Raw genomic sequence first — 21,490 nt, 5'->3', positions numbered from 1 at the left:
GGGGCAAGGTTAAGGCATTAGCCTCTCATACGAAATCCTGGCTGATAGCGTCTGGTATCGAAGGGCCTCTACAGATGATTCTTATTGGTGTACCTTGCTAGCAAAATAACGCCTAGAAGAACGACTGGCGACCAGCCACACCCCTGGAAAAATTTGTAGTCCCAAAATGAGTAGCTCCCAGAGAACTTTTCTAGCGAGCTGGGCGTAGCTGTTGTAACCGCAGAAGATAACAACATTATTCCAAAGATTCTCTGGTTGCCAACAGTCATAGGGCGGTGTATGTAACCCTTTGCCAGGTTCCATCGCCCGAAATATGAGCTGTATATAGTGCATATCATCAATATTGGTAACAGCCACAGCAATCATGAGAATACCGATTAGCCATCGAGCATAGGGTAGTCCCTTCTCAAGGCCATAGAGCAGCCATAGCTGGATAGTCAGCACAATAACGCTCAGCAAAAGTTGGAGGATAAACGCCTGTGACCAACAGGATTCAACCAAGTCTGGGGTTGCACAAAACTGATAGCTCAGCCCCATCGAAAAGAGCGTCCCAAGACACAGAAATAGCAGATACCCCTGGATCAGCCATACAACCAAAGGACGCTCTGATTCATTGGTAAGAGGATTGTCGGTTGGCATGATTAAACCTGTATATGACTGCAGTGAAATGCTCCCTTATAGTCACTTCAGCCCAGGCCTCTGGTTTTTTGGAAAAACTGGTGGTCTATGCCGTATAAGTTTTGCTCAAACCTAGTTTTGCCAAGCCTTGGCGGTAGGCGATAGACGTTTTATCGGCTGGGATGTGATATTCGCTACGTAAATCTAGAGGCAGGTCTTCTGGATACTGAGCCTCGACGACTTCTTTATCTTCTGAAAAAATCTGCCGGTTAAACTCATAAACCGGTTCTAGGGGCTGGTCCTGGTCAAAATTGCGACACAGTGGAGAAAACAGCCGGGTCTGGCGGGCCGATATCGGTGAGGGGGCATTCAAAATACACAACCGACCGCCTTCGGGAAAATGCACTCGTAAAATAGCGGCAAAGGGTAAAAATACATCAAATATTCGCAGCCATTCAAAATCCTTTGGGGCCCGGTGCTGTAACTCTTTGGGAAAGTTACTGACGGTACTGGTATATTCTGCTCGCAGACCTTGGGCGGTAGGGGTAACTGTGTAAGGAGGCACCACCGGATTATCGCGGCTGGCAAAGGCCTGATGGTGCACCCAGGCAAAGTGAGCGACATCGAGAAAGCCTTCCATTTGACGTCCGACGGCGGCGTTGATATCGATGCTGTCGGGCAAAATTGGCTGATAGTCAGGTTCGTCCCATTCAGGTAGCTGGGGTAGATTGGCATCGCTGCCATTGCCTCTCAAGGTGGTCCATACGAGGCCATAGGCTTCGCGGACGGGATAGGTTTTTAGGCAGAGGCGTCGAGAAATGGTGGCTTGGGGATTTGCCGGTATTAGGGTGCAGTTGCCGCTGGCGTCGTAGTGAAAGCCGTGGTATTTGCAAATTAGCTGATCGTTGTCTATGTGGCCCATGCTCATGGGTACACCGCGATGGATACAGAGGTCGTTGGCGACCGATATACCCTGACTGGTGCGCCAGATAACTAGTCTTTGGTCCAGTAACGTGGCAGCAATAGGACTATCGGTGATGTCGTGGCTAAAGGCAATCGGGAACCAGAAGGGTGCGATCGCATCCCAATCTCCTTCAAAAAAGGTACAACCACGCGGATATTGCCTTGAAGATTTACCCACCTTTTCTGCATCCATAGCCTTGCCGATCCGCTAAAATTCTATCCGTAAAAAATCATATGATTGTCATGGTGGCTAATCGCAACCGCTTTGTCTGTCATCGTTTTGACGGTTATGGGCGGTTATTGCGCAGACGCTCACCTGAGCCTAATCCCTATTCAGTTAGATTGTCCGGGACTATAGACGATGACCTGCATTACAATCCCTTTAGCCTTTCAATCCAATTCATAAGGGAAAAATATCGTTACTTCTGGTTACGCTTCTTAAAAAAAGTACATAATAGGTCTGGCTATATAGTTTGGTTTCGGCTGTCGCGGCCATTGAAATCGCTCACTGAACAGGAATGACATCCTTCGTGTTAGGCAATTTACCATTTCCAGGACAGAGCGGTGACCAGGTTGTTAGCAAAGCAGTTACCACTGCTATTGCCGCACTGTTTAAGCGCACGGGCAAATTAGATGCGACCGTGCGGGCTGAACCTGTAGCTAAGCTACTCCAGGGTAGTGTTGATGGCTTTGATTTCATGGGTACTAGTATGCTCATGTACAACGGCCTCCGCATCGAATCCATGGAGCTTTATTTGCAGGCCATTTCGCTAGATTTTGGCGCTATTTTCAAGGGCCAAATCAATCTGCGTCAACCTACCCAGGCATCCATGCGAGTGGTGTTGACTGAGGAGGACTTGACGACGTCGTTTAATACTAATTTCATTGTCGATAAATTAGAGCAGCTAGAAGTCGATGGCAAAAAGCTGCATTTTCAAGACACGACATTTGCTCTGGGGCAGGATAAAACCTGCACAGTTAAAACTAAGGTTAAAGCTGGTGACTGGGCTCCAACGCTAGACATTGAGTTCGTTGCTCGACTAGAGGTCCAAGAACGTCGAAAAATTCAGTTTGTAGACGTTAGCTACAGCGGTGACGAAACGTCCGTTGAGTTGAGCAAGGCAATTATTGAACATGTCAATTCTCTGCTGGATTTAGATAAATTTGCTTTGCAGGGGACCCAGTTGCGTGTTGATCGCCTGCGACTACGAGATAAAGAATTAGTATTTTATGGAACTGCTGACATTAGGCAATTTCCAAGGAAAAAATAGAACTCATTTCGTGTGATAGGTTCGTGCATTATTGTCAATGGGTGAGAATAGGTTCCCTTTCGATCCTGTATAACCAGCAGTGTCGTTAACACTGGAGGCGGTTATGAGCCGTCTTCCCTAGCCCTCAGATTTAAGCGATGATGAGTGGGATTTGATTTAGCCATTAATCCCCGTCCATCAGGGTATCGGTCATCCTCAAGAAGTCAACGTTTGACGAGCATTGATAGTCAATCTGTGAGGACCTCAGAGAAAAAAGGACCTGACCCAGGAATTGATGGCCATAAGTGGGTCAAAGGGCGTAAGCGTCATATCGTTGTTGACATCTTAGGCTTGGTGTTAAATTGTTTTGTCAGTGCCGCTAATGTGGTAGTCATTAAAGCAGCAGTGGTGGTGTTAGACCCGTTATTAGAGGCCTATGTGAGAATTGAGAAAGTGTTACTGACCAGGTGTATCAAGGCAGGCTAGGAGAGAATCTGGAACAAGCTCATCACTCTATTCTAGAGGTGATAACAAAACTGGGGGAGAGTTTTGTTCTTGCTTCATATTAGTGATTTGAACTAAATAAAATGCCAAATGCAATGAAAGCAAAGATACTACCCCTAGTTCGCCGGTCAAATATTGGAAAGTATCTCTAGGATTAGAAAAGTTCCCAGAGACATTGACCTTGTACGAAATGTGATATTTGGATGTTGTTGAGATGAACTTGCTACTACCCAACCCCTGAAGTTACTGGCAAAGATATTGAAGCATTTAAGTAATTGTACATATTCTGTAAAGTCACCCGCAAAGAGATAGCACACAAATTATATTTAAGGCATCCTTATATCTTATGCAGAGAGAGACAATGTCTCTTTTTGAGTGTTTGCTTAAGTGGTCACTGTAACAATTAGCACCTAAAAGCCTCATGAAAAATTTACTTTCCTGGTGTTTAATATTGTTACCCTACTTAAGGCGTATCACTAATGCCTCCTGAACAATCAGGCAAATTATTAGAGATACCCTAATAAGCTCAGTCAATACGTATCCAATACTTCAATATTGGAGCAGTGGTTAGTTGTGCTACAACTTTTAGGCCACCCTCTCGCAAGAGTTTCATCAGGAATAGCATCGACGATTACTTTTTAGAGAATATTCGATCTATTGATATTGATACTATGAGATGTAAATATATTTTCGGGGTTGTGGTTCCAGCAATGGTGCTGGCTAGTACAGTGGCCACATCCGTATCTGCCTTTAGTCTCAATCGCTTAGGTGGCACTCAAGTTGAAGGTGGAGCAGAGATTTCTGCATTCGATGCTGATAGCGCTAACCTGTTTGTTACAACGGGCGATACCATTGAAATTTTTAATCTCAGTAACCCCAGTACACCTACCTTTGTCAGCTCTATTGATTTGACTAAGTCCTCGAATATTGGCGGATTCGAGAGCGGCAGTGTCAATAGTGTCGCTTTTAGTAATGGTGTCTTGGTAGCTGCCATCGAAGCCGATGTGGCACAGGACAACGGCATTGTTGCCTTTTTCGATGCCCAAGGCAATTTCCAGCAAAAGTTTGAAGTTGGTGCCCTACCTGATATGGTGACCTTTACCCCCAATGGTGACAAGGTGTTAGTCGCCAATGAAGGAGAGCCTAGCGATGACTATACTGTGGATCCAGTAGGGTCTGTCAGCATCATTAATATAGCTAATAACACAGTAAAAACCGTTGGCTTTGATAATGTACCGATCGATCCTGAGGTGCGTATCTTTGGCTCTGGCGCTAGTCCTTCAGAAGATCTTGAGCCTGAGTTTATTACAGTCTCTGCAGATGGTTCCACTGCCTATGTTACCTTGCAAGAAAACAATGCCATCGGCATTTTAGATCTGTATACTGAACGCTTCACTGAGGTGAAAAGTTTGGGCTTTAAGGATCACAGTATTATTGGTAATAATTTTGATGCCAGTAATGAGGATGGTGGTATTAACATTCAAACCCGTCCAGTATTGGGTATGTACCAACCGGATGCAATCTCAAGCTACACGGTCAATGGAGATACCTACTTAGTGACTGCCAACGAAGGGGATGCGCGTGACTACGAAGGCTTTTCAGAAGAAGAACGGGTAAAGGATCTAGTCCTCGATCCCTTTGCCTATCCCAATGCTGCTGCACTACAGCGCGAAAACAACTTAGGTCGTCTGAAAACTACCAGTGCCTTGGGTGACACCGACGGCGATGGCGACATTGATCAAATCTACAGCTATGGTGCTCGTTCCTTCTCCATCTGGGATGCGGCAGGTAATCTAGTCTTTGACAGTGGCGACGACTTTGAGCAGATCATTGCGAATAATTTCCCGGAGCTGTTCAACATCAATGGGGGAGAAGTCAACGAGCTTGATGACCGTAGTGACGACAAAGGTCCCGAGGCTGAAGGTGTGGCTCTCGGTGTTTTCAGAGGACATACCCTTGCCTTTATCGGGCTAGAGCGTACGGGTGGTGTTATGGTCTATGACATTTCCAATCCTGCGGCCCCTACGTTTGTGACCTACGAACCCAACTTTAGCAGTGATTACAGTCCCGAAGGGTTACTTTATATCGATGCAGACAATAGTCCGATTGGGGCACCTTTACTGGTAGTCACCAATGAAGTAAGCAAAACCTTTGCGGTATATCAGGCTACCCCTTAGTCTCATGAGCTCGAATTAGCCTGAATTATAAGGTGAAGTGGCAAATATTTCTCCAATACATTAGACCTGCGTCGTATTTCTGTTATTTCTGCGTTATGACTCAGCGTCACATACAATTTGGCTATGTATTGTTAAGAGTCTTACTTGGCCCTGGAAACACCCTTGCGTTTTGATTGTAAAAACCTCTTTGAAAGTATTTCTTAGAGGTTTTTTATTTCCATAAATAAAGTTCTCCAGTGCCTGGAACAATCGGTGAGAGTCCCTTAAACAAAAAAGTCAGGAAACTTATCAGAAACTTATCCTGAACCATCCCGTCGATAATCGTAATGTCCATATGGATACTTCTAATCAGCTGTTTGTAGTTAGGACGTAGTCAAAGTTTTTCCCGATTGAGAAACAGTCGGTTGCTTAATTAGTCCTTGATTAACAGTAACTATAATTCGTTTCAGGCATAGAGAGAGAACAAAAAGTTCAGGGATACAGCTAATCGATCACGATAACTTTCGACAAAATTCTAACCAACATACTACATACACTATGCTAAATAAACTAACTTCATCACTTCTATTGACTAGCAGCATAATATTTCTCGCAGGCTGCGGTTTTAGTCAAGCAGACTCCACCCCTAAGGGGGCATCTGGTGGAGAATCTATTATCCTTACAGATGTTGATTTTGATCCTGAATCCTTAATTCCTGAAACTCAGCCTATGGCTGATTACCTCGCTTCAAAACTAAAGAAGGTCGGTGTCACGCAAGGAGAAGTAAAAATTGCTCCAGATGTGGACACCGTTGCGGAATGGATGGCATCAGGCGAGGTCAATCTTTACTTTGATAGTGTTTTTCCAGCGATGCAGGTAATGGAAAAATCAGGAGCCACTCCAATTCTACGCCGTTGGAAAGATGGTGTGCCTGAGTACAACACTTTATTTATTGCTCGCCAAGACAGCGATCTATCAGATTTGGCCTCTCTCCAGGGGAAAATGATGGCAATGCAGAAGCCCAGCTCCAGCTCAGGGTTTATGTTTCCCTTGATTGAACTGATGGACAATGACTTAACCCCAGTAACCAAGGCAGAAGCCAATCATCCTGTTGATGAGGATGAAATTGGCTATATCTTTTCTGGGGAAGATGAAACAACTGTGGAATGGGTCCTCAACGGTAAAGTACAAGCTGGAGCCGTAGATAGTGAAACGTGGGCCGAAGTCTCTGACGCGGATCGAGCTCAACTAATGGTCATCACTGAAACTCCAAAATATCCTCGGCATATGGTAGTGGTTGGCCCTAGTCTGAGTGACCAGCAAATTGCGGCCGTCAAAGATGTTTTGTTAGATATGGAAACTTCTCAAAAAGGTCGTGCAGCTCTTGTTGAGTTTAGTGAGACAGCAGAATTTGACGAATTTCCTGAAGGCGTGGATGAGGCCATTCTTAAGCTTCAAGACTCCTACAATCGTGTACAAGAGCATCTTGCTGCCCAACAGATTTCTAGCTAGCTGCGCTTGCAATTTTAGATATCGCTCTAACATCTACTCTCACTCAATGTTTTGATTCCATGTCTTATTCCTACGGGACTAAGGCTGTTATCAAGCCTATTTGATATACGTATTTTCTAATTAAGTGATCCTTCAGTAGCCTTAGCCATGGTTCAACAAAATGCAATGACTGGTCAATCAAAACCTAACCCGGCGTTGGGCGTTGTGGGCAATTGGCTAGGACAATGGTTGACACCCCAGGGAAACACCCTACGAAGTCAACTCCTATTGACTATCCTGCCAGTGGTTTTAGTGCCGCTGTTAATTGCCAGTGGCATTGGCTATCGAGTTGTGCAACAGCGGACAGAAGAACGCTTACAGCGGCAGTTGACAGACCAGTCGTTACTGGCTAGTGGCAGTACTCTTGCTGTTTTAGACGAACTCCTTACCCTCCCACGTGTCATTGCGAACAGTCCCCTGGTCATCAATGAAGCCCTAGCTGGTAGTAATGAAGCGGCCAACGCTGGTTTAGATAAGCTATCTGTCTCAGAGCTGGAATCTAAATTTACCAATACCAAGCTACTGCGGGATCACAAATCTTTAAACAAATACCTCCAAGAAACGGTTGAAACTGCTGAAATCTCAGAAATCTCAGTGACTAACCGCTACGGTTTTAATGTGGCCTATAGTCGTCCGACCACCGACTTTGTACAAAGTGATGAAGATTGGTGGCAGAGAGCTAAACAAGATGGTGTATGGATTAGCCCACCTGACTTTGATTTTGCCTCTAAGGCTCGCACAGTAGAACTAGTCCAGTCCATCATCAATCCTGGTGATCAACAGTTTGTGGGCGTCATTCGTGCCGTATTACCCGCTCGAAAATTCAGTCTCCTGGCCGACTATCTACAACGGACAGGGATTAGCGGTAGTCAGAGAGTCCAAATTATTGATAGTCAGACCCTAGGAATTATTGATACGTTTTCTCCCCAAGGTTTTCGGAAAGAAACTAAAACCATTGGTGCTGAGACTGTCGAGGCTGTCATTACGGCTCTTAGTGAGATTGACTTTCCAGCAGATGCGTCGGCTACGAACATAGAGGCGTATGAGGCTCAAATTACTAAAGCCCTGAGCAATCAGAAACAGGTGCGAGAACTTTCCCTCATCTTGTCAGAGAACAATATTGTTTTACTGTCTTTCATCCATAAAAACAGACTGTATAAAGTCGCGACTATTCCAACGACTAAATGGGTGGCGATCGCATCAATGGAACGTCGAGAAATTGCGAGTGCAGGACAGGAGCTATTATTACTGTTTGCAGTCACAGCTATTCTACTCAGCGGCTTAACGTCAGGACTGATTATTTTGCTAGCTCGTCAGCTTTCATTGCCACTGGCTAATTTGGCAGACTATAGCAATCAGGTAGCATCCGGCGATCTGACCGTTGCAGCCACCCCAGAAGGAACTCGCGAAACCCGTCTCTTAGCTCGCACCTTCAATCAGCTTGTTTCGCGTACCCGGACGCTGCTAACGGCACAAGAAGCCGACACCCACAAGGCTAAACTCTTTGCCCGTATTGCTAGCGCTCCTGCAGACAATTTGCGCGCTATGCGTACTATTGCTGAAGATGCTTTGCCTGATATACAGGAAATCTTGCAAGCTGATCGAGTTTTCTTTTATCGATTGAGTTCCAATGGTAGTGGACTAGTCGAATCGGAAGTGACAACATCCAATTATCGTCGAGCTACCAGCTATCCTAACCAAAAAGCTTTTATTCCTCCAAACCTGTTGACAGAAGATATTGAAGTAACAACAACAGTAATCGATGATGTGGCAAAGGAAATAGGCGAAGATTCAGATGCCTATTATCAGTGCATGGAGCTACTGGATGTAAAGTCTAGCTTGATAGTACCCATGGCTGTTGATAATGCGTTATATGGTTTTTGGATGGTTCACCACTGTGAGGCATTGCACCCATGGCAGCCTGTAGAAGTGGCGTTTGTAGAACAATTGTCTGTCCAGTTCCAGTTAGTTGTTGAACGCTTAAATTCTCTATCTGAGGCCCAGGATGCTCGTCAAGTAAGCGAAACGTTATCGAAAAAGCTACAGCAGCAAAAAGAGAGGCTTCAGCAACAAATAGCTGAGCTCACACATACGTTCAAGACAGAAACCTCATCCTCACAATCAACCCCTAAAGCGTTGGAAGTTAATGCCTCTGAAGATCTTTCTGATGTTTTCCAAAATACCTTCACCCATTTACTTCAACTAACCGCTAATGTAGAGCACATCAATAGTCAGCTTAAAACATCGCTCGCTCAAACCGAAGAAACTGCGGTCAAGGTGGTGGAGCCGATGACGTACCAAACCCAGGCTGCTCTGACAATGCTAGCAACCCTTCAACCACTCATTCAGACTATTCCAGAGTTAGTGGATGTAGCCCAGAAGGCTCTCCATCGATGCCGTAGCTTCTCAGGGATTAGTAACAATATAAAACAGTTGCAGGCTTTGGATCAGCCGCATGCTCAAAATATTGAGCAAGAGACTGACAAGAGTGCAAATAGCACATCAGTGTATTTAGGCTTGATTGATAAGGAAATCGGGAATATTAGTAACACCTTAAACAAGATTCAAGTACAGATTAATAATGGTACTGAATATGTAAAAGATGCTCAGCACCATATAGAAGAAGTATTAAAAGGTGAACAACAGATTGATCAGCTGCTTCAAGGTCTGTCTTTCATTAACATTAATCAATTGCAAATGACCCAAGCTGTGGATAATTTGGCGAAGAGCATGACGCTTTCCTCGGAACGTACTTCAAACTTGACCGAAGAAATCGACAGCGTTCTGGATGCAGAACATCGGCTATAACGTGTTTCCCTCGGTTCGTTAATTTACTATTCAATGAGATAAAAAACTGTGGGCAAACCCATCAAATTCAAGGGTATCAACTTAATGTGGGACGTTTTCTAGAAGATAGTAGTTAGTAGTTAGTCGTTAGACTCCAGTCAGGGAATAACTACCAACCCCGAACCATTAACTTCCTTACCTGATCAGAATTTCCCGGCTTACGCGAATACCCCTTCTCTTAGCTCAAAATTGATGGTTGAAGATTGATGGTTGAAGTGGGGCATTAGCTGAGAAGCTGGGTTTTTCTAAATTGGAGAGGATAAACGGGCCGTTTACCCATTGTTTTTTATGCGATACTTCCTGTTGAGCTGAAACTATCAGAGAAGCATATATTTATTGAGTTTGCGGTCATCTTCGGCAGGTGCAAACTATGATGACCTAGCAAGCGTCATCTGATCAATACGGGCAACTAAAAGAGAATGACTCAACCTATTAAATACGCTAACGTCGCAGACTTATATGATAGTTATGTTCAAACAACCCTAGATATTCCTTTTTTGCTTGATCAAGTTAAGGGGGTATCATCGGATGTTTTAGAATTAATGTCTGGAACAGGACGGATTTCTATCCCGTTAATCGAAGCAGGGGCAAAGTTAACCTGCATCGATAAATCTCCTGAGATGCTGGCTGTACTAGAGCAAAAACTAGCTCAACGCGATCTATCAGCTACGATTCACCCCGTTGATGTTTGCCTACTTGATCTCGATCAACAGTTTGATCGGATCTTGTTGCCATTTCAAACTTTTTCTGAGTTGTTATCCTCCGCAGAACAGCGACAGGCTCTTATCCGGATCTATCAACACTTATCAACCGATGGACGCTTTATTTGTTCACTGCATAATCCTCATGTTCGGTTGCGGACTGTAGATGGCAGACTCAAGTTGAGGGCTCGGCATGCTTTGCCAGATGCACAAGGTTCACTGATGCTTTGGACAATGGAGACCTATGATCCAGAGCAGAAGCAGGTCCATGGCTTACAGTTTATTGAGACCTATAGCCTGCAAGGGATACTACAGACTAAGCGGTTTATGGACATTGAATTTAGCATTCTTGAAAAAGAAGCGTTTGAAGCGTTGATCAAAGAAGTTGGATTTGAAGTATTGGCATTGTACGGGGATTATAACTATGGAGACTTTCAACTGATGGAGAGCCCATTTATGATCTGGGTCCTTGGCAAGAAATTGTAAAAAAGATATGGGTGATCTGAGACAAGACTATCTTCAGACCTGTCTCAGGCGAGAACATCGAGGGATAGAATCTCTAGTTGCATTATGCGGACAGTACGACTCGGCCAACCGGTCGAGCAACACAGACCAGGACATGATTATTTTTGCGATCGCTATCCGATAGTCCCCCTGGTTCATCATCATATTCCACATCGCCTTCTAGTAACTGGTGCTTACACACGCCACAGCTACCCATGCGGCAGCCACTGGTCAGGTCAATGCCAGCCTGCTCTGCCACATCGAGCAAACTATCTTCAAGATCGCAACTCACTTCCTTATTAGAGTTAGCAAAGATAACGACCGGATCATCGGTACCTTCTGACTGAGCCAGAGTCGGCGCTGCGACTTCAGTCGGTTGAGCCTGGACCTTAGGCGGTGTCTTGCGAGGGGCTTTAGCCGCACCAAAACTCTCTTCAAAGTAATTTTTCATCGGAAAGCCGAGGCTCTCGAACAAGGATTTTGTACTACTCATAAAGCCCTGAGGACCACATACAAAGGTGGTGAAACACTCATACTTAGGTACGATGGCCTTTAATAAGCTTTCTCTCAAACGTCCACGATAGCCTGTCCAGGCAGAGCCAGTCGTCGGTCGCGTGAGGGTCCAAGCTAGCTCCAGATTAGGATTTTGACGGGCTAGCAATTCTAATCGTTGCCGACAAATAATGTCCTCAGGTGAGCGAGCGCTGTGGATAAAGACAATCTTTGACGTAGAGCCAGTATCACATAGCCACTGAGCCATGGACATCATCGGGGTGATGCCACTCCCTGCAGATACAAATAGATAATTATCCGCTGGATGGTCAATACAGTTAAAGTGACCAAACGGGCCTTGAATATCCAATGTCTGGCCTACAGTCAGGTGATCATGCAACCAGTTAGAGACAAGGCCAGGGGGCATACTTTCTTGAGCCGGAGGGACACGTTTGACGGTAATTTCTAGAATATGGGGACGAGACGGGCTGGATGAGATGGAGTAGGAGCGATTGACTGGTTTGCCATCAATATTGAGCTTGAGGGTGACAAACTGGCCTGGTTTGTAGTCAAACAGTCGGGTGGGCTCTGCCCGAAACCGAAATGTTTTGACATCGACGGTTTCTTGAATGATTTGGATACACTGTACTGTCATCTGGTCCACCATTGGACTCCCTGAGGGAGTCGCTGTAGTCGACTGAACCTGCTGTGAATCAATGGATTCGACTAGGAGAGCAAACTCTCCTACACGGATAACGTCATCGGTAGCCAGGGCGTAGGGCTGGGTGACTGCAATGGATTCGTTATTGAGACGAGAGCCATCGGTACTACCCAAGTCGGAAAAATAACAGCGCTGGTCCTGGAACAGAATGCGACCATGAACACGGCTGACGGTGGGGCCATCCAAGACCAGGTCACAGCTAGGGTGGCGGCCAATTAAGCATTCGGGGGTGTTGGCCTGTTGTGGTTGTAGGTCGCTTTCGTAGAAGGTATTGGTGGCTTGGTTGATGACTTTGAGTTTCAACATGGTAGTGCTGGAGTGATGCCTACAGGAACAGTTGGACTAATGTCCGTCTCATTGTGACCACATTCTGACGGGTTGTTTTTCCGTAGGAGGAATGACAGTTTGAACTTTGGTCGTGGTTGTTGGGATTTGTAGAGGCGTTGTATGTAACGCCTCTACAACGCGCCCATGGTGGGTTGTTTAAGGGGTGCGATCGCTACGCATAATGGTACGCTGGTGGCCAGAACCTTGCCTCAACACCGTGCGTGGCAGGGGCGGTGCGATGGGATGGATCGCTTGCTGTACACCGGTAGCAGCCGTCAGCTCTGCGAGCAAGTCATAGTGCTGCTGCGGGGTGATTTCTAGTTGCTCTTGTAAGTAATGTAAGCGCATCAGGCTATTGGCTGACGTGACTTGTTCAGCTTCTAGGGTTTCTTGCAGGACACCTTTATAGAGCTTACGTCGATCATACTGGGCGGTATGGGGTAACGTTTTTGCTAATACATAGATCTGATCAGCACTGAGCCGGTCAAGCGAACCACCGATTAAAGGGGTTAATAGCCCCGCTGGCAGCTTGGCTAATTGTCGTTTGAGTTTATCGGCAACACTTTCGCGCAGATATTGATCGGGGCTACGTTCCCATGTTCTATAGAGCCAGATGCCACTGGCAAGGGTAATCATGCCCTGAAAGGCTAGCTGCATGGCCAAGGGCCAGCTGTTGATCTCTGGACGACCACCATAGATAAAGAAAATGTTGAAGGCGAGAAAGGTGCAAATGGCAAAGAGCCGATGTTGACTTTGTTCTGAACCAAGGTGAGGGCTGTTGCTCTTGAGGTAGCCACGATAGCGTTTTTCTAGACGGGTGCAGAGGTGGAAGATTGCGATCGCAAATCCCCCCAACGTCAGCGGTGCAGCTATCAGCTTCGGAATTGGCACAGCCATTCCAAACCAATAAAACCCAGGTTTCCATAGATTATCCAAAGCTGCCGCTTCATGGCTCCACACCCCAGAAAAGTAATAATCAAAATTACCCGCATAGAGCCAGTAAAACAGAAAGTAACCAATCACCAGGCCCAGGTAGCCATACTGTACCAACCGTCTACCCGGCTTTTGCAGATGCTCCCAGTAAGACTTCTCACTGTCAATATCCATACAGAGAGACTTACATGAGATACAGGCACTTTTCTCTTGCCGAGTTGCATCCACGGTCCGGCACATAGACTGGGTGACTCCCTTCGGTTGTGATACATGGGCCTGGCTATCCAGCAAGCCCCGAGGGCCAGTGAATACTGTTTGCACCATGCCAAAGGGACACACATAGTGACACCAGCTGCGCCCTCCCAAGAACCACACCACACCCGCTGAGCTTAATAGTGTCAACACTAAAAACGTACCTAATACAGGACGAATAGAATTAACCAACAGAATGCGCCCATTGAGCCCCAAAAAGAAGAGGCCAAACTGTAAATAAAAATGATTGCGTTCTAGCCAGGGAAAAGACTTAATCGATGAACGAGGGGGTAAACCTAACGCCCGTGGAATCTGTGAAAAGAAATATAGGGGACAAATGCGTCGCCAGGTCTCATGGCCAAAGACAAACACAATAAAAATGCCACAGGGCACCACCATACCCCAAAAGATACGCGCACCAATCTGATAAGGCTCAAGATCCACACAGGCACCCTGCACCTGGACACAGCGATTCGGATCGAGGGTAGGATCGCCCAAGAACCCCCAAGGGCCATTCGGAATCGTAAGCACAGAGGAAATCGGATCATAAAAAAGGGACAGAATCAATACGCCCCAACCAATAATTAAAACCCATCGGACAACGTGCATCCGCCGTTCTGAAATTTTCGCTAGCATAATACGCCTCCTCCCTTTTCTTCACTGTGGAAGATGGCGTATCAATTGGCAGTACCTTTAAGGGTAATCTTTTACAGACTATGTATTTTGTCCGGGTAAGAGATTAATATAAATCCTGCTAAGCAACATTATTGGAGGAGTTGTATGTTCGAGATCCTGTGCAGAAACCAGCCCAGAACATACATAATCGTCCTCGCCGTAACCCCAATTTAGTGTCATTAGGGATAACCTGGTACGTTGGGTTGTAGGGCGGCGTAACGGCCCTGCCCAGGGGGTTTGGGGAACTCGGAGGGACCCCAAGCAACCCCTTTAAACTCCCCATCAGTCACCCCAGTTCCTTATCTACGCAAAAAGGGCACTTACAAGAAGTGCCCCTACAGTGTGATTAAAATTCTGCCATACCTAACAATTCCAGGGCACCCACCAGGGATGCTCCTACCAAATGCCCTGAAATTATTTACTGCTGTAAATTCTCCGGTCTCACATCCAACCGCTTCACATCACCATTTCTGTTCACCTCAACTGTCAACTTTTCGCCAACTTTGCCATTGCCGACAATACGCTGGACCTCAGCGGCATCCGCTACAGCAGTACCATCGATAGCCGTAATGACATCGCCAGCCCGCAGACCACCCTCGGCTGCTGGTGAATCCGACAGTACCCGAGCGATTAAAATCCCGCTATCCTCATCAACTGTCAAGCCACTGTTGGGATTGCTATTAATCTCCTCCTTCACATTCGGACTTAGGGTAATCATCTGAATCCCTAAGAATGGATGCTGTACCTCACCATTTTGAGCGAGTTCTGTGGCAATGCGCTCCACCATGTTGATAGGAATGGCAAAGCCCAGCCCTTGGGCACCGTTGATGATGGCCGTATTCACACCAATGACCTCACCCTGCTGGTTGAGCAGTGGTCCACCAGAGTTACCAGGATTAATTGCTGTATCCGTTTGGATAAATTCCACCCGTTTGTCGGGCACCCCCACCTGGTTACTGGAACGCCCTACGGCACTGACAATGCCGACGGTAACGGTATTGTCGAGACCGAGGGGATTACCAATAGCGATGGACCATTCGCCGGGTTGCAACTGATCGGAATCACCCAGTTCAACGGTAGGCAGGTTCCGTTCATCTACCTTAATGACGGCAATATCGGTGACGGGGTCGCTACCCAATACTTGACCATCTAAAATGCGGCCATCCTTGAGGGTAACCGTTACCGTATCGGCTCCATCGACCACATGGGCATTGGTAATGATCTGACCATCATCGCTGATGATAAAGCCTGAGCCCAGACCACGTTCTGTCCGTTCTTGGCCTCCCTGGGGGACTCGTCCACCAAAGAACTGACGGAAGGTGGGGTCGTTAAAGACATCGGGGATCCGCTGACTCACGGTGCGGGATGCGTCGATACGGACGACCGCAGGTCCGACGTCAGTGACGACATCGGTAATGAAGTTGGGGTTAGCGACGGGAGTAGTTGCTGGTGCAGTTTGGGCAACGGCGACCTGGTTTTCGTTACGCAGGGGTGATTCGGGTGCCCAGGCGAGGTAGCTACCTGCTGTGGCGAGGGTGGCTCCCATGAGGACACTGCTGAGCATGGTTAGTCTGCGGGAGCGGGGCTTAGGGGTTTTGGGATGAAGGGGATAAGACATGGCTTGGGACAGCTTTGATTCAGTTATCCATAGCTTAAAGAGGCAATATGACTTTTCTGTGACATCTGGTTGTCAGTTATGTGTTGGGTGGCTTAATAAATGCTGAGATGGTTGGGCGGAGTCGAAGCCAATGGATGATCCAGAGGTTGGAGGTTGATATTTGCCTATTTCATTAATTCTTTCGCGATGCGCTGAGCTTTGATGTCTTTAATCGCTTCTTTGATTGCAGTTTCCACATCGTGCCAGGCTTCGTCGCGATCAGACCAGGATGTAATGGGTTTTGCATTGGGAGGAAACGCTTGAAGGGCGCTAAATGGTGTGTCAGTCCAATCAGCATGCCGCAGAATAATTGGAATTACTCTCGCTTCACCAGCATAATGACGTTCCATGGCTTGCTTGAGTTCGATTTCGTAGCAGTAGTCCGAGGCGATAAAGTCAGCGCTAATCAACAATAGAATAATGTCTGCTCGTTTGAGATTGTCGTCAATTTCTTTGGCCCAGTCTGTACCGGCAACAATACAGCGGTCGTGCCAGGGTTGAATAAGCTTTTGGCGTTGGAGGATTTTGAGGTGAGTGTCGAGTTGATTACGTAGGGTTTCGTCCTTGTGGGAATAGCTGTAGAAGAGCTTTAGGGCCTGATCACGGCGTTCTATACCAGATGCACTTTGGCGACTACCTTCGATATCTACGCCGTTGAGTAAGTCTTGAACATTGAGGTCAATTAGCTCATCTCCGACGACTTCCTCAAATGATTTTCTGCCTTTGTTTTCTCGGATTAGCAGATCTTTGTAGCTGACAGCGATATTGTGATAACCAGGGACCGGAACGAGTTCTTTAGGGGTGAACTTAAAGTTGCTGTGGATACGGTCAAAGTCAGAGCGGATAATTGCTAATAGGCGACGGCGACTAGAGATGGGGCCATTGACACTTATACTCACAGATTTGTCTTGAGGGTCGGCTTTAACTAGGGCTTGATTGCCTTCAAAATTCAGAATAACGCCAGTGCGCCAGCGGAGTTGATGATCGCTTAGCACATGGGTACGGACGATAAATCGGGGAAGCAAGCCTTCTGGCAAAATGGGGTACTTATAGCGAAAGTTGAGACATTCAGAAGGTTCAAACTGCGATGCGGCTTTAGGTTGTTGTTTGTCCAGAAGGTCCGGGATAAGATAACGCTTTTCGTCATCTTGGAAGGGAAAGCACAACTCAAACTTACGCATGAGCCCCAACAAGAAGTCATGGCGTTCTAATGGATAGTCTTTTGGGTCTAACAGCCTGTTGAGGCAGTCAATTTCTAGTTCGCCATTTGTTTCGGTAAGCTCGTGGTCATTGAGGAGGGTATAAATGCCGTTAGTAACCCAGTGAGGATCGAGGACGTGAGTGTCACGGAGACGGCTATCATCTTTATAATTAAGGGCGATACCGAGACTATGGAGATGTACCGCTAATGAGTTCTGAGCAATTGGTTCAGGTTCTCCATCTGCTTGGCAAATTTCTCGATACTTTTCAAAGGAGATGTAGTTGGCAGCCATTTTGGACAGGCGCTTTTTGATTTCGAACCAACTGCCAGGGAACGGGTCCCGCAGGTGCTCTAGTCGGTCTGTTTCTCTTTAAATTGCTGTGCGTAAAGTATCAATGCCAGTTTCCGTGTCACAGTCAGTCTGGATGAACTCACGAATGTTAGGAAACTTTTGTTGGAGGGCGCGGCGGTTGACGTCAAAGGGGTGCTCTGCCACTTTGTTGAGTACAACGATGATGGGGGAATCTCCCCCAAAGCTTTGGATTAGCTCTAGCCAGTATTCGGCATCGGTGTCTTCATGGCCTTGGCGACCGTTGAGGACTAGCAGGTAAAGGCTGCGTTCGGTGAGAAAGAATTGGTGGGTGGAGTGCATGATCTCTTGCCCCCCAAAGTCCCATACATGGAGGGTGATGTCTTCGCTTTGGTTAAGTTGTATGGGCCATTGGGTAATGTTAATGCCCTCGGTTTTCTTTGAAGTTTGGTCAAAAGTATTGTGAATCAAACGGTTAACCAGGGAGGTTTTACCCACAGCACCAAAACCTACAAGAATGAGCTTTGCTTCGTTTAGGGGCTGGCGATCGTCCTGTATGCGGAAGTAATAGTTGAGAATATCTGCTGGCTTTGCAGGTGTTGCACCAGAGTTAACTTCTTTCCGAGTAGGACCAAGGATTTCGACAGAAACTCCCAATTGGTCATTTTCATGGAGGAAAAGATTGGTCAGGCTATTGAGTTGCCAAAGTTCTGCAGGTAGCGAGGTGAGTTGATTGTGATCGAGGCCAACATCTGTAAGATTGCTGAGCTGGCCGATTTCCGTGGGCAGCAAGGTCAGCTGGTTTTGTGAAAGGTCAAGGTCTGTGAGATTGTTGAGCTGACCGATCTCTTTTAGGAGTGAGGTGAGCTTATTTTTTGAAAGATCAAGCCAAGTCAGGCTATTGAGCTGGCCGATCTCTTTTGGAAGTGAGGTGAGCTGGTTGTGAGAGAGGTCAAGCTTTGTTAGCTTATTGAGCTGACCGATCTCTTTTGGAAGTGAGGTCAGTTGGTTTTGTGAGAGATCAAGCCGAGTTAAGCTGTTGAGCTGACCGATCTCTTTTGGGAGCGAGGTCAGTTGGTTTTGTGAGAGATCAAGCCAAGCCAGGTTGTTGAGCTGACCGATTTCTTTTGGGAGCGAAGTAAGTTGACTTTGTGAGAGATCAAGCCGAATCAAGTCATTGAGCTGCCCAATTTCATTCGGGAGTGAGGTAAGCTCTAATCTTGATAAATCCAGGTTCGTTGATCTATATGCGATAGCCGTCTTAATACGCCTTTGAGCTAAAGCGAATGCTTTGCTATTGCTTGAGTGAACTTCAACAGCCGTAATTTCTCTTGGTGTCACTGTCAATACCCGAGCAATGGCTGCAAGGCTCACCTCACTCACGCGCTTTTCCCAACTCGGGTGAAACAGCCGCATCACCGTATCCGTTTCCACGCCAGCCTGCTTAGCAATCGCAGCAAAGCTCAGATTCAGTGAAGCTTTTGCAGCCTCTAGCTTTTGCAATCCTTCAGGGCTGGCCATAAAACCACGCGGTTTTGACGACATAGACGGCATTTGGTCAGTATCGCTACTAAGATACTCGGCTTAGCCCCAGACTGCCAGGAATCCCTAAAATTTGTAATGGGTCATGCGCGATGCAAGCCCTGCCAGCTACTGCCAATCAACAAGTTTAAGATTCGGTATTCTTACAAACTCTCTGGTGTTGTGAGTCACTAAAGTTAATTCGTTTGCCAAGGCAATTGCAGCAATTTGTAAATCATAGGCTCCTACAGGAGTCCCTTTATCCTGCAAGTCAGCACGAATGGCACCACAGATTGCAGCCGCCTTGCCATCAAAGGGTAAACTTGCAAATTCAGCAAATAGTATTCTTAAGTTTTCCAGGTTCTCAGTTTTGCGCTTACTCCTGTAAGCCCCGTAATACAGCTCAAACTTAACCACATCACAGATGCATACATCGTCAGGCGATTGCGCAAGCAAATTTTCATAAATCAATTGACTACTGCGGTTAAGATACGCAATACATGTGTTGGTATCCAAAAGGTAGAGCATCATTTGTATATCTTTAGAGCAGAGGCTCACGCTCTGGCTGCTGACCTTGCGGTTCTCTGACTAAAGGTTCTCCTTGCCATGCACCAAACAAATCTAGGAACGTTTGTGACCACTGACGCTTTTGAGTAACCTGAACCGACTGATAAACAATCAGAATCTCAACCTCTTCATTATGATGATCTGGGAGTTGAACCTGTAACAAACCGAATTCATTAATATGGGATCTCAAACGAATCGTTTTCATATAGGGTTCCCTCCATTCTGACTGTCGTCATTTGCTTATATTCATTGTAGACGGAGCATTCACTAACTGCGAATACTGAAAATCACCAAAGCCACCGAGCATCTGGTTGTCAACCCATAATCCCTGCCCTTAAAGACTCTCTGGATAATTAATCGATTGGGTTGATATCGGATAATAGCTGAAACGATCGAACGGTGCGCAGGGCGCACCCTACGAATTCCCTCCTTACGACCGGCCACCAAACCTCTGCCACTGCTCTGGCGGCGGCAACAAAAACTCATAGGATCCCGCCGCACTCCCCGGCTTCGCCGCCAACACAATATCAAACGACAACGAAATCCGCTCCCCTTCTGTATGATTCATCGTCACCCCATGGCGCTGCTTCGACGGAAATAAAATCAACCGCCCCTCCACCGGCACATACATCGCCTGATCCTGATTTAGAGCATTCCACTCCACAATAATATTCGTATTCTCACTGCCCAACCCAGGACTTACCTCATTGGGCCGCATATCATCAAAAAACACCAGACTGCCCGCCTCATCACTACCCGAGTTCGGCACCGATACATAATACACAGCACTAATATGAGACGTATTATGGCAGTGGCTCCCCACTTCCTGCTGATAGCGAGAAATCACAGGCCATGCCCGCTGAATATAGAGGGCGATTTGGTTTAGATCTAAACCCAGCCCTTTCAAATATCCCTGCACATGACTTTCCACCTGCCCCACGATCCAGGTAAACCGAGGGTCAGTATGAATCCGCTCCGCCCCATGCAGGTCCCCCGTCCAGGCCATCTCAGGGAATGCCCGCCGCTCATAGCCATCCTTTTCAAGCTGCAGTGCCGCATCCATCAGCTGCTTTTTATGGGCTGTAGCATCCGGCAGGTCTTCGTAATAAACAGCAAGGGGAAACCAGGTATCAATGGGCATTTGCTGGGCTTCGAGGGTAAAGGTATCCGGATTGAGTAGCTTATCAGACTTCAGAAGACATGCGGTGCGTTACGGCTTCGCCTAACAGCACCCTACTTGTCACTATCCACCCTTTACTTTTTACTCTTTACTTTTTACTTTTTACTTTCTTTATCCATCCGCTGAATCCATTCATGTAACAGATGCCAGCAAGGCAGAAAATGCTGGGCCAGGACTGCATCCATCTGCCAGAAATTACTATAGCCGTCACCGGAGCAAAAGCAGCCAATAAAAATCATTACCAGGTCATGGTAGAGCGGCGGCTGAGATTGGTCTGCTGTTTCTAACCGTGTTATCACATCGCGATAGGCATCGACACAGAGATGGTTAATGGTATTTTGCAAATACACTAAATTTGTTGCTGCCTGACCAAACAGACCCGTACTCGACTTTAGCGATGACAAATAGTGTTGTCGATAATCGTCTAAAAAGAGTTCATGGAGACGGCTTAATTTTTGTTTTAGATGAGCCTTAAGCTCTAGGGGTATTAATTCACAGGGTCCCCTGAATTTCTCGTCAATATTGCGATGATCAGGTAGTGTAGTGGCCATGAGTCGCTT

At 46.6% G+C, this 21,490-nt stretch carries 16 protein-coding genes and 1 pseudogene; 6 read left to right on the top strand and 11 right to left on the bottom strand.

The window, feature by feature from the left end; translation table 11 throughout:
- Positions 1-81: 81 nt before the first annotated feature.
- Together IXB50_RS07175 and IXB50_RS07170 are read right to left on the bottom strand one after the other, a co-directional pair.
- The gene (locus tag IXB50_RS07175; protein WP_215608272.1) at positions 82-639 is read right to left on the bottom strand and encodes a hypothetical protein; all 558 of its coding nucleotides are present in this window, start codon (positions 637-639) and stop codon (positions 82-84) included.
- Between the two features lie 85 nt (positions 640-724).
- On the bottom strand, positions 725-1,774 hold the full coding sequence (locus IXB50_RS07170) for an aromatic ring-hydroxylating oxygenase subunit alpha (RefSeq protein WP_215608271.1): 1,050 nt from the start codon (positions 1,772-1,774) through the stop codon (positions 725-727).
- A gap of 325 nt (positions 1,775-2,099) precedes the next feature.
- Between IXB50_RS07170 and IXB50_RS07165 the strand changes: the two genes are divergently transcribed.
- From IXB50_RS07165 to IXB50_RS07140, 6 genes are all read left to right on the top strand, one after another.
- Entirely contained in the window at positions 2,100-2,852 is a 753-nt protein-coding gene (locus tag IXB50_RS07165) for an LmeA family phospholipid-binding protein (protein WP_215608270.1), read from the top strand.
- Positions 2,853-2,996: 144 nt separating this feature from the next.
- Positions 2,997-3,317, top strand: coding sequence for a transposase (locus IXB50_RS22400; RefSeq protein ID WP_215608269.1), 321 nt, complete (start codon positions 2,997-2,999; stop codon positions 3,315-3,317).
- Between the two features lie 728 nt (positions 3,318-4,045).
- Entirely contained in the window at positions 4,046-5,512 is a 1,467-nt protein-coding gene (locus IXB50_RS07155) for a choice-of-anchor I family protein (protein ID WP_215608268.1), read from the top strand.
- Between the two features lie 537 nt (positions 5,513-6,049).
- Positions 6,050-7,003 (top strand): phosphate/phosphite/phosphonate ABC transporter substrate-binding protein, encoded by a 954-nt coding sequence (locus tag IXB50_RS07150; RefSeq protein WP_215608267.1) that lies wholly within the window; start codon positions 6,050-6,052, stop codon positions 7,001-7,003.
- 147 nt (positions 7,004-7,150) lie between these two features.
- Positions 7,151-9,850 carry a HAMP domain-containing protein gene (locus IXB50_RS07145; protein ID WP_215608266.1) on the top strand — a complete coding sequence of 900 codons (2,700 nt, stop codon included), beginning with the start codon at positions 7,151-7,153 and terminating at the stop codon, positions 9,848-9,850.
- A gap of 458 nt (positions 9,851-10,308) precedes the next feature.
- On the top strand, positions 10,309-11,076 hold the full coding sequence (locus IXB50_RS07140; RefSeq protein ID WP_215608265.1) for a class I SAM-dependent methyltransferase: 768 nt from the start codon (positions 10,309-10,311) through the stop codon (positions 11,074-11,076).
- Between the two features lie 82 nt (positions 11,077-11,158).
- On the opposite strand, the gene IXB50_RS07135 is transcribed toward IXB50_RS07140, so the two are convergent.
- From IXB50_RS07135 to IXB50_RS07095, 9 genes and pseudogenes are all read right to left on the bottom strand, one after another.
- Entirely contained in the window at positions 11,159-12,613 is a 1,455-nt protein-coding gene (locus IXB50_RS07135) for an FAD-binding oxidoreductase (protein ID WP_215608264.1), read from the bottom strand.
- A 177-nt stretch (positions 12,614-12,790) separates the two neighbouring features.
- Positions 12,791-14,455 (bottom strand): 4Fe-4S binding protein, encoded by a 1,665-nt coding sequence (locus IXB50_RS07130; protein WP_215608263.1) that lies wholly within the window; start codon positions 14,453-14,455, stop codon positions 12,791-12,793.
- Positions 14,456-14,912: 457 nt separating this feature from the next.
- Positions 14,913-16,112: an HhoA/HhoB/HtrA family serine endopeptidase gene (locus IXB50_RS07125; protein ID WP_215608262.1), complete on the bottom strand. Its 1,200-nt coding sequence runs from the start codon at positions 16,110-16,112 to the stop codon at positions 14,913-14,915.
- Positions 16,113-16,276: 164 nt separating this feature from the next.
- Positions 16,277-17,698 carry a COR domain-containing protein gene (locus IXB50_RS07120; protein WP_281413245.1) on the bottom strand — a complete coding sequence of 474 codons (1,422 nt, stop codon included), beginning with the start codon at positions 17,696-17,698 and terminating at the stop codon, positions 16,277-16,279.
- Between the two features lie 24 nt (positions 17,699-17,722).
- Positions 17,723-19,207 carry a leucine-rich repeat domain-containing protein gene (locus IXB50_RS07115; RefSeq protein WP_215608261.1) on the bottom strand — a complete coding sequence of 495 codons (1,485 nt, stop codon included), beginning with the start codon at positions 19,205-19,207 and terminating at the stop codon, positions 17,723-17,725.
- A 105-nt stretch (positions 19,208-19,312) separates the two neighbouring features.
- On the bottom strand, positions 19,313-19,741 hold the full coding sequence (locus IXB50_RS07110; protein ID WP_326520738.1) for a type II toxin-antitoxin system VapC family toxin: 429 nt from the start codon (positions 19,739-19,741) through the stop codon (positions 19,313-19,315).
- A complete protein-coding gene (locus tag IXB50_RS07105; RefSeq protein WP_215608260.1) occupies positions 19,725-19,955 on the bottom strand; it encodes a hypothetical protein in 231 nt (76 codons plus the stop codon). Before IXB50_RS07105 ends, IXB50_RS07110 begins: the two co-directional genes overlap by 17 nt.
- Positions 19,956-20,180: 225 nt before the next feature.
- A complete protein-coding gene (locus tag IXB50_RS07100) occupies positions 20,181-20,891 on the bottom strand; it encodes a TIGR02466 family protein (RefSeq protein ID WP_215608259.1) in 711 nt (236 codons plus the stop codon).
- 134 nt (positions 20,892-21,025) lie between these two features.
- Positions 21,026-21,490, bottom strand: a pseudogene (locus tag IXB50_RS07095) (hypothetical protein); the annotation flags it as partial.

The sequence above is a fragment of the Leptothoe spongobia TAU-MAC 1115 genome (assembly GCF_018739885.1).
In the GTDB taxonomy this organism is placed as follows: Bacteria; Cyanobacteriota; Cyanobacteriia; order Phormidesmidales; family Phormidesmidaceae; genus Leptothoe; species Leptothoe spongobia.
Note: the sequence above shows the minus strand (reverse complement) of the source record. Positions and strands in the feature narration are given on the sequence as shown.

Bases quoted from the DNA above. Each gene is read 5' to 3' on its own strand.
- IXB50_RS07175 (WP_215608272.1), bottom strand. From the start codon at position 639: ATGCCAACCGACAATCCTCTTACCAATGAATCAGAGCGTCCTTTGGTT.
- IXB50_RS07170 (WP_215608271.1), bottom strand. From the start codon at position 1,774: ATGGATGCAGAAAAGGTGGGTAAATCTTCAAGGCAATATCCGCGTGGT.
- IXB50_RS07165 (WP_215608270.1), top strand. From the start codon at position 2,100: ATGACATCCTTCGTGTTAGGCAATTTACCATTTCCAGGACAGAGCGGT.
- IXB50_RS07155 (WP_215608268.1), top strand. From the start codon at position 4,046: ATGGTGCTGGCTAGTACAGTGGCCACATCCGTATCTGCCTTTAGTCTC.
- IXB50_RS07150 (WP_215608267.1), top strand. From the start codon at position 6,050: ATGCTAAATAAACTAACTTCATCACTTCTATTGACTAGCAGCATAATA.
- IXB50_RS07145 (WP_215608266.1), top strand. From the start codon at position 7,151: ATGGTTCAACAAAATGCAATGACTGGTCAATCAAAACCTAACCCGGCG.
- IXB50_RS07140 (WP_215608265.1), top strand. From the start codon at position 10,309: ATGACTCAACCTATTAAATACGCTAACGTCGCAGACTTATATGATAGT.
- IXB50_RS07135 (WP_215608264.1), bottom strand. From the start codon at position 12,613: ATGTTGAAACTCAAAGTCATCAACCAAGCCACCAATACCTTCTACGAA.
- IXB50_RS07130 (WP_215608263.1), bottom strand. From the start codon at position 14,455: ATGCTAGCGAAAATTTCAGAACGGCGGATGCACGTTGTCCGATGGGTT.
- IXB50_RS07125 (WP_215608262.1), bottom strand. From the start codon at position 16,112: ATGTCTTATCCCCTTCATCCCAAAACCCCTAAGCCCCGCTCCCGCAGA.
- IXB50_RS07115 (WP_215608261.1), bottom strand. From the start codon at position 19,207: ATGTCGTCAAAACCGCGTGGTTTTATGGCCAGCCCTGAAGGATTGCAA.
- IXB50_RS07105 (WP_215608260.1), bottom strand. From the start codon at position 19,955: ATGAAAACGATTCGTTTGAGATCCCATATTAATGAATTCGGTTTGTTA.
- IXB50_RS07100 (WP_215608259.1), bottom strand. From the start codon at position 20,891: ATGCCCATTGATACCTGGTTTCCCCTTGCTGTTTATTACGAAGACCTG.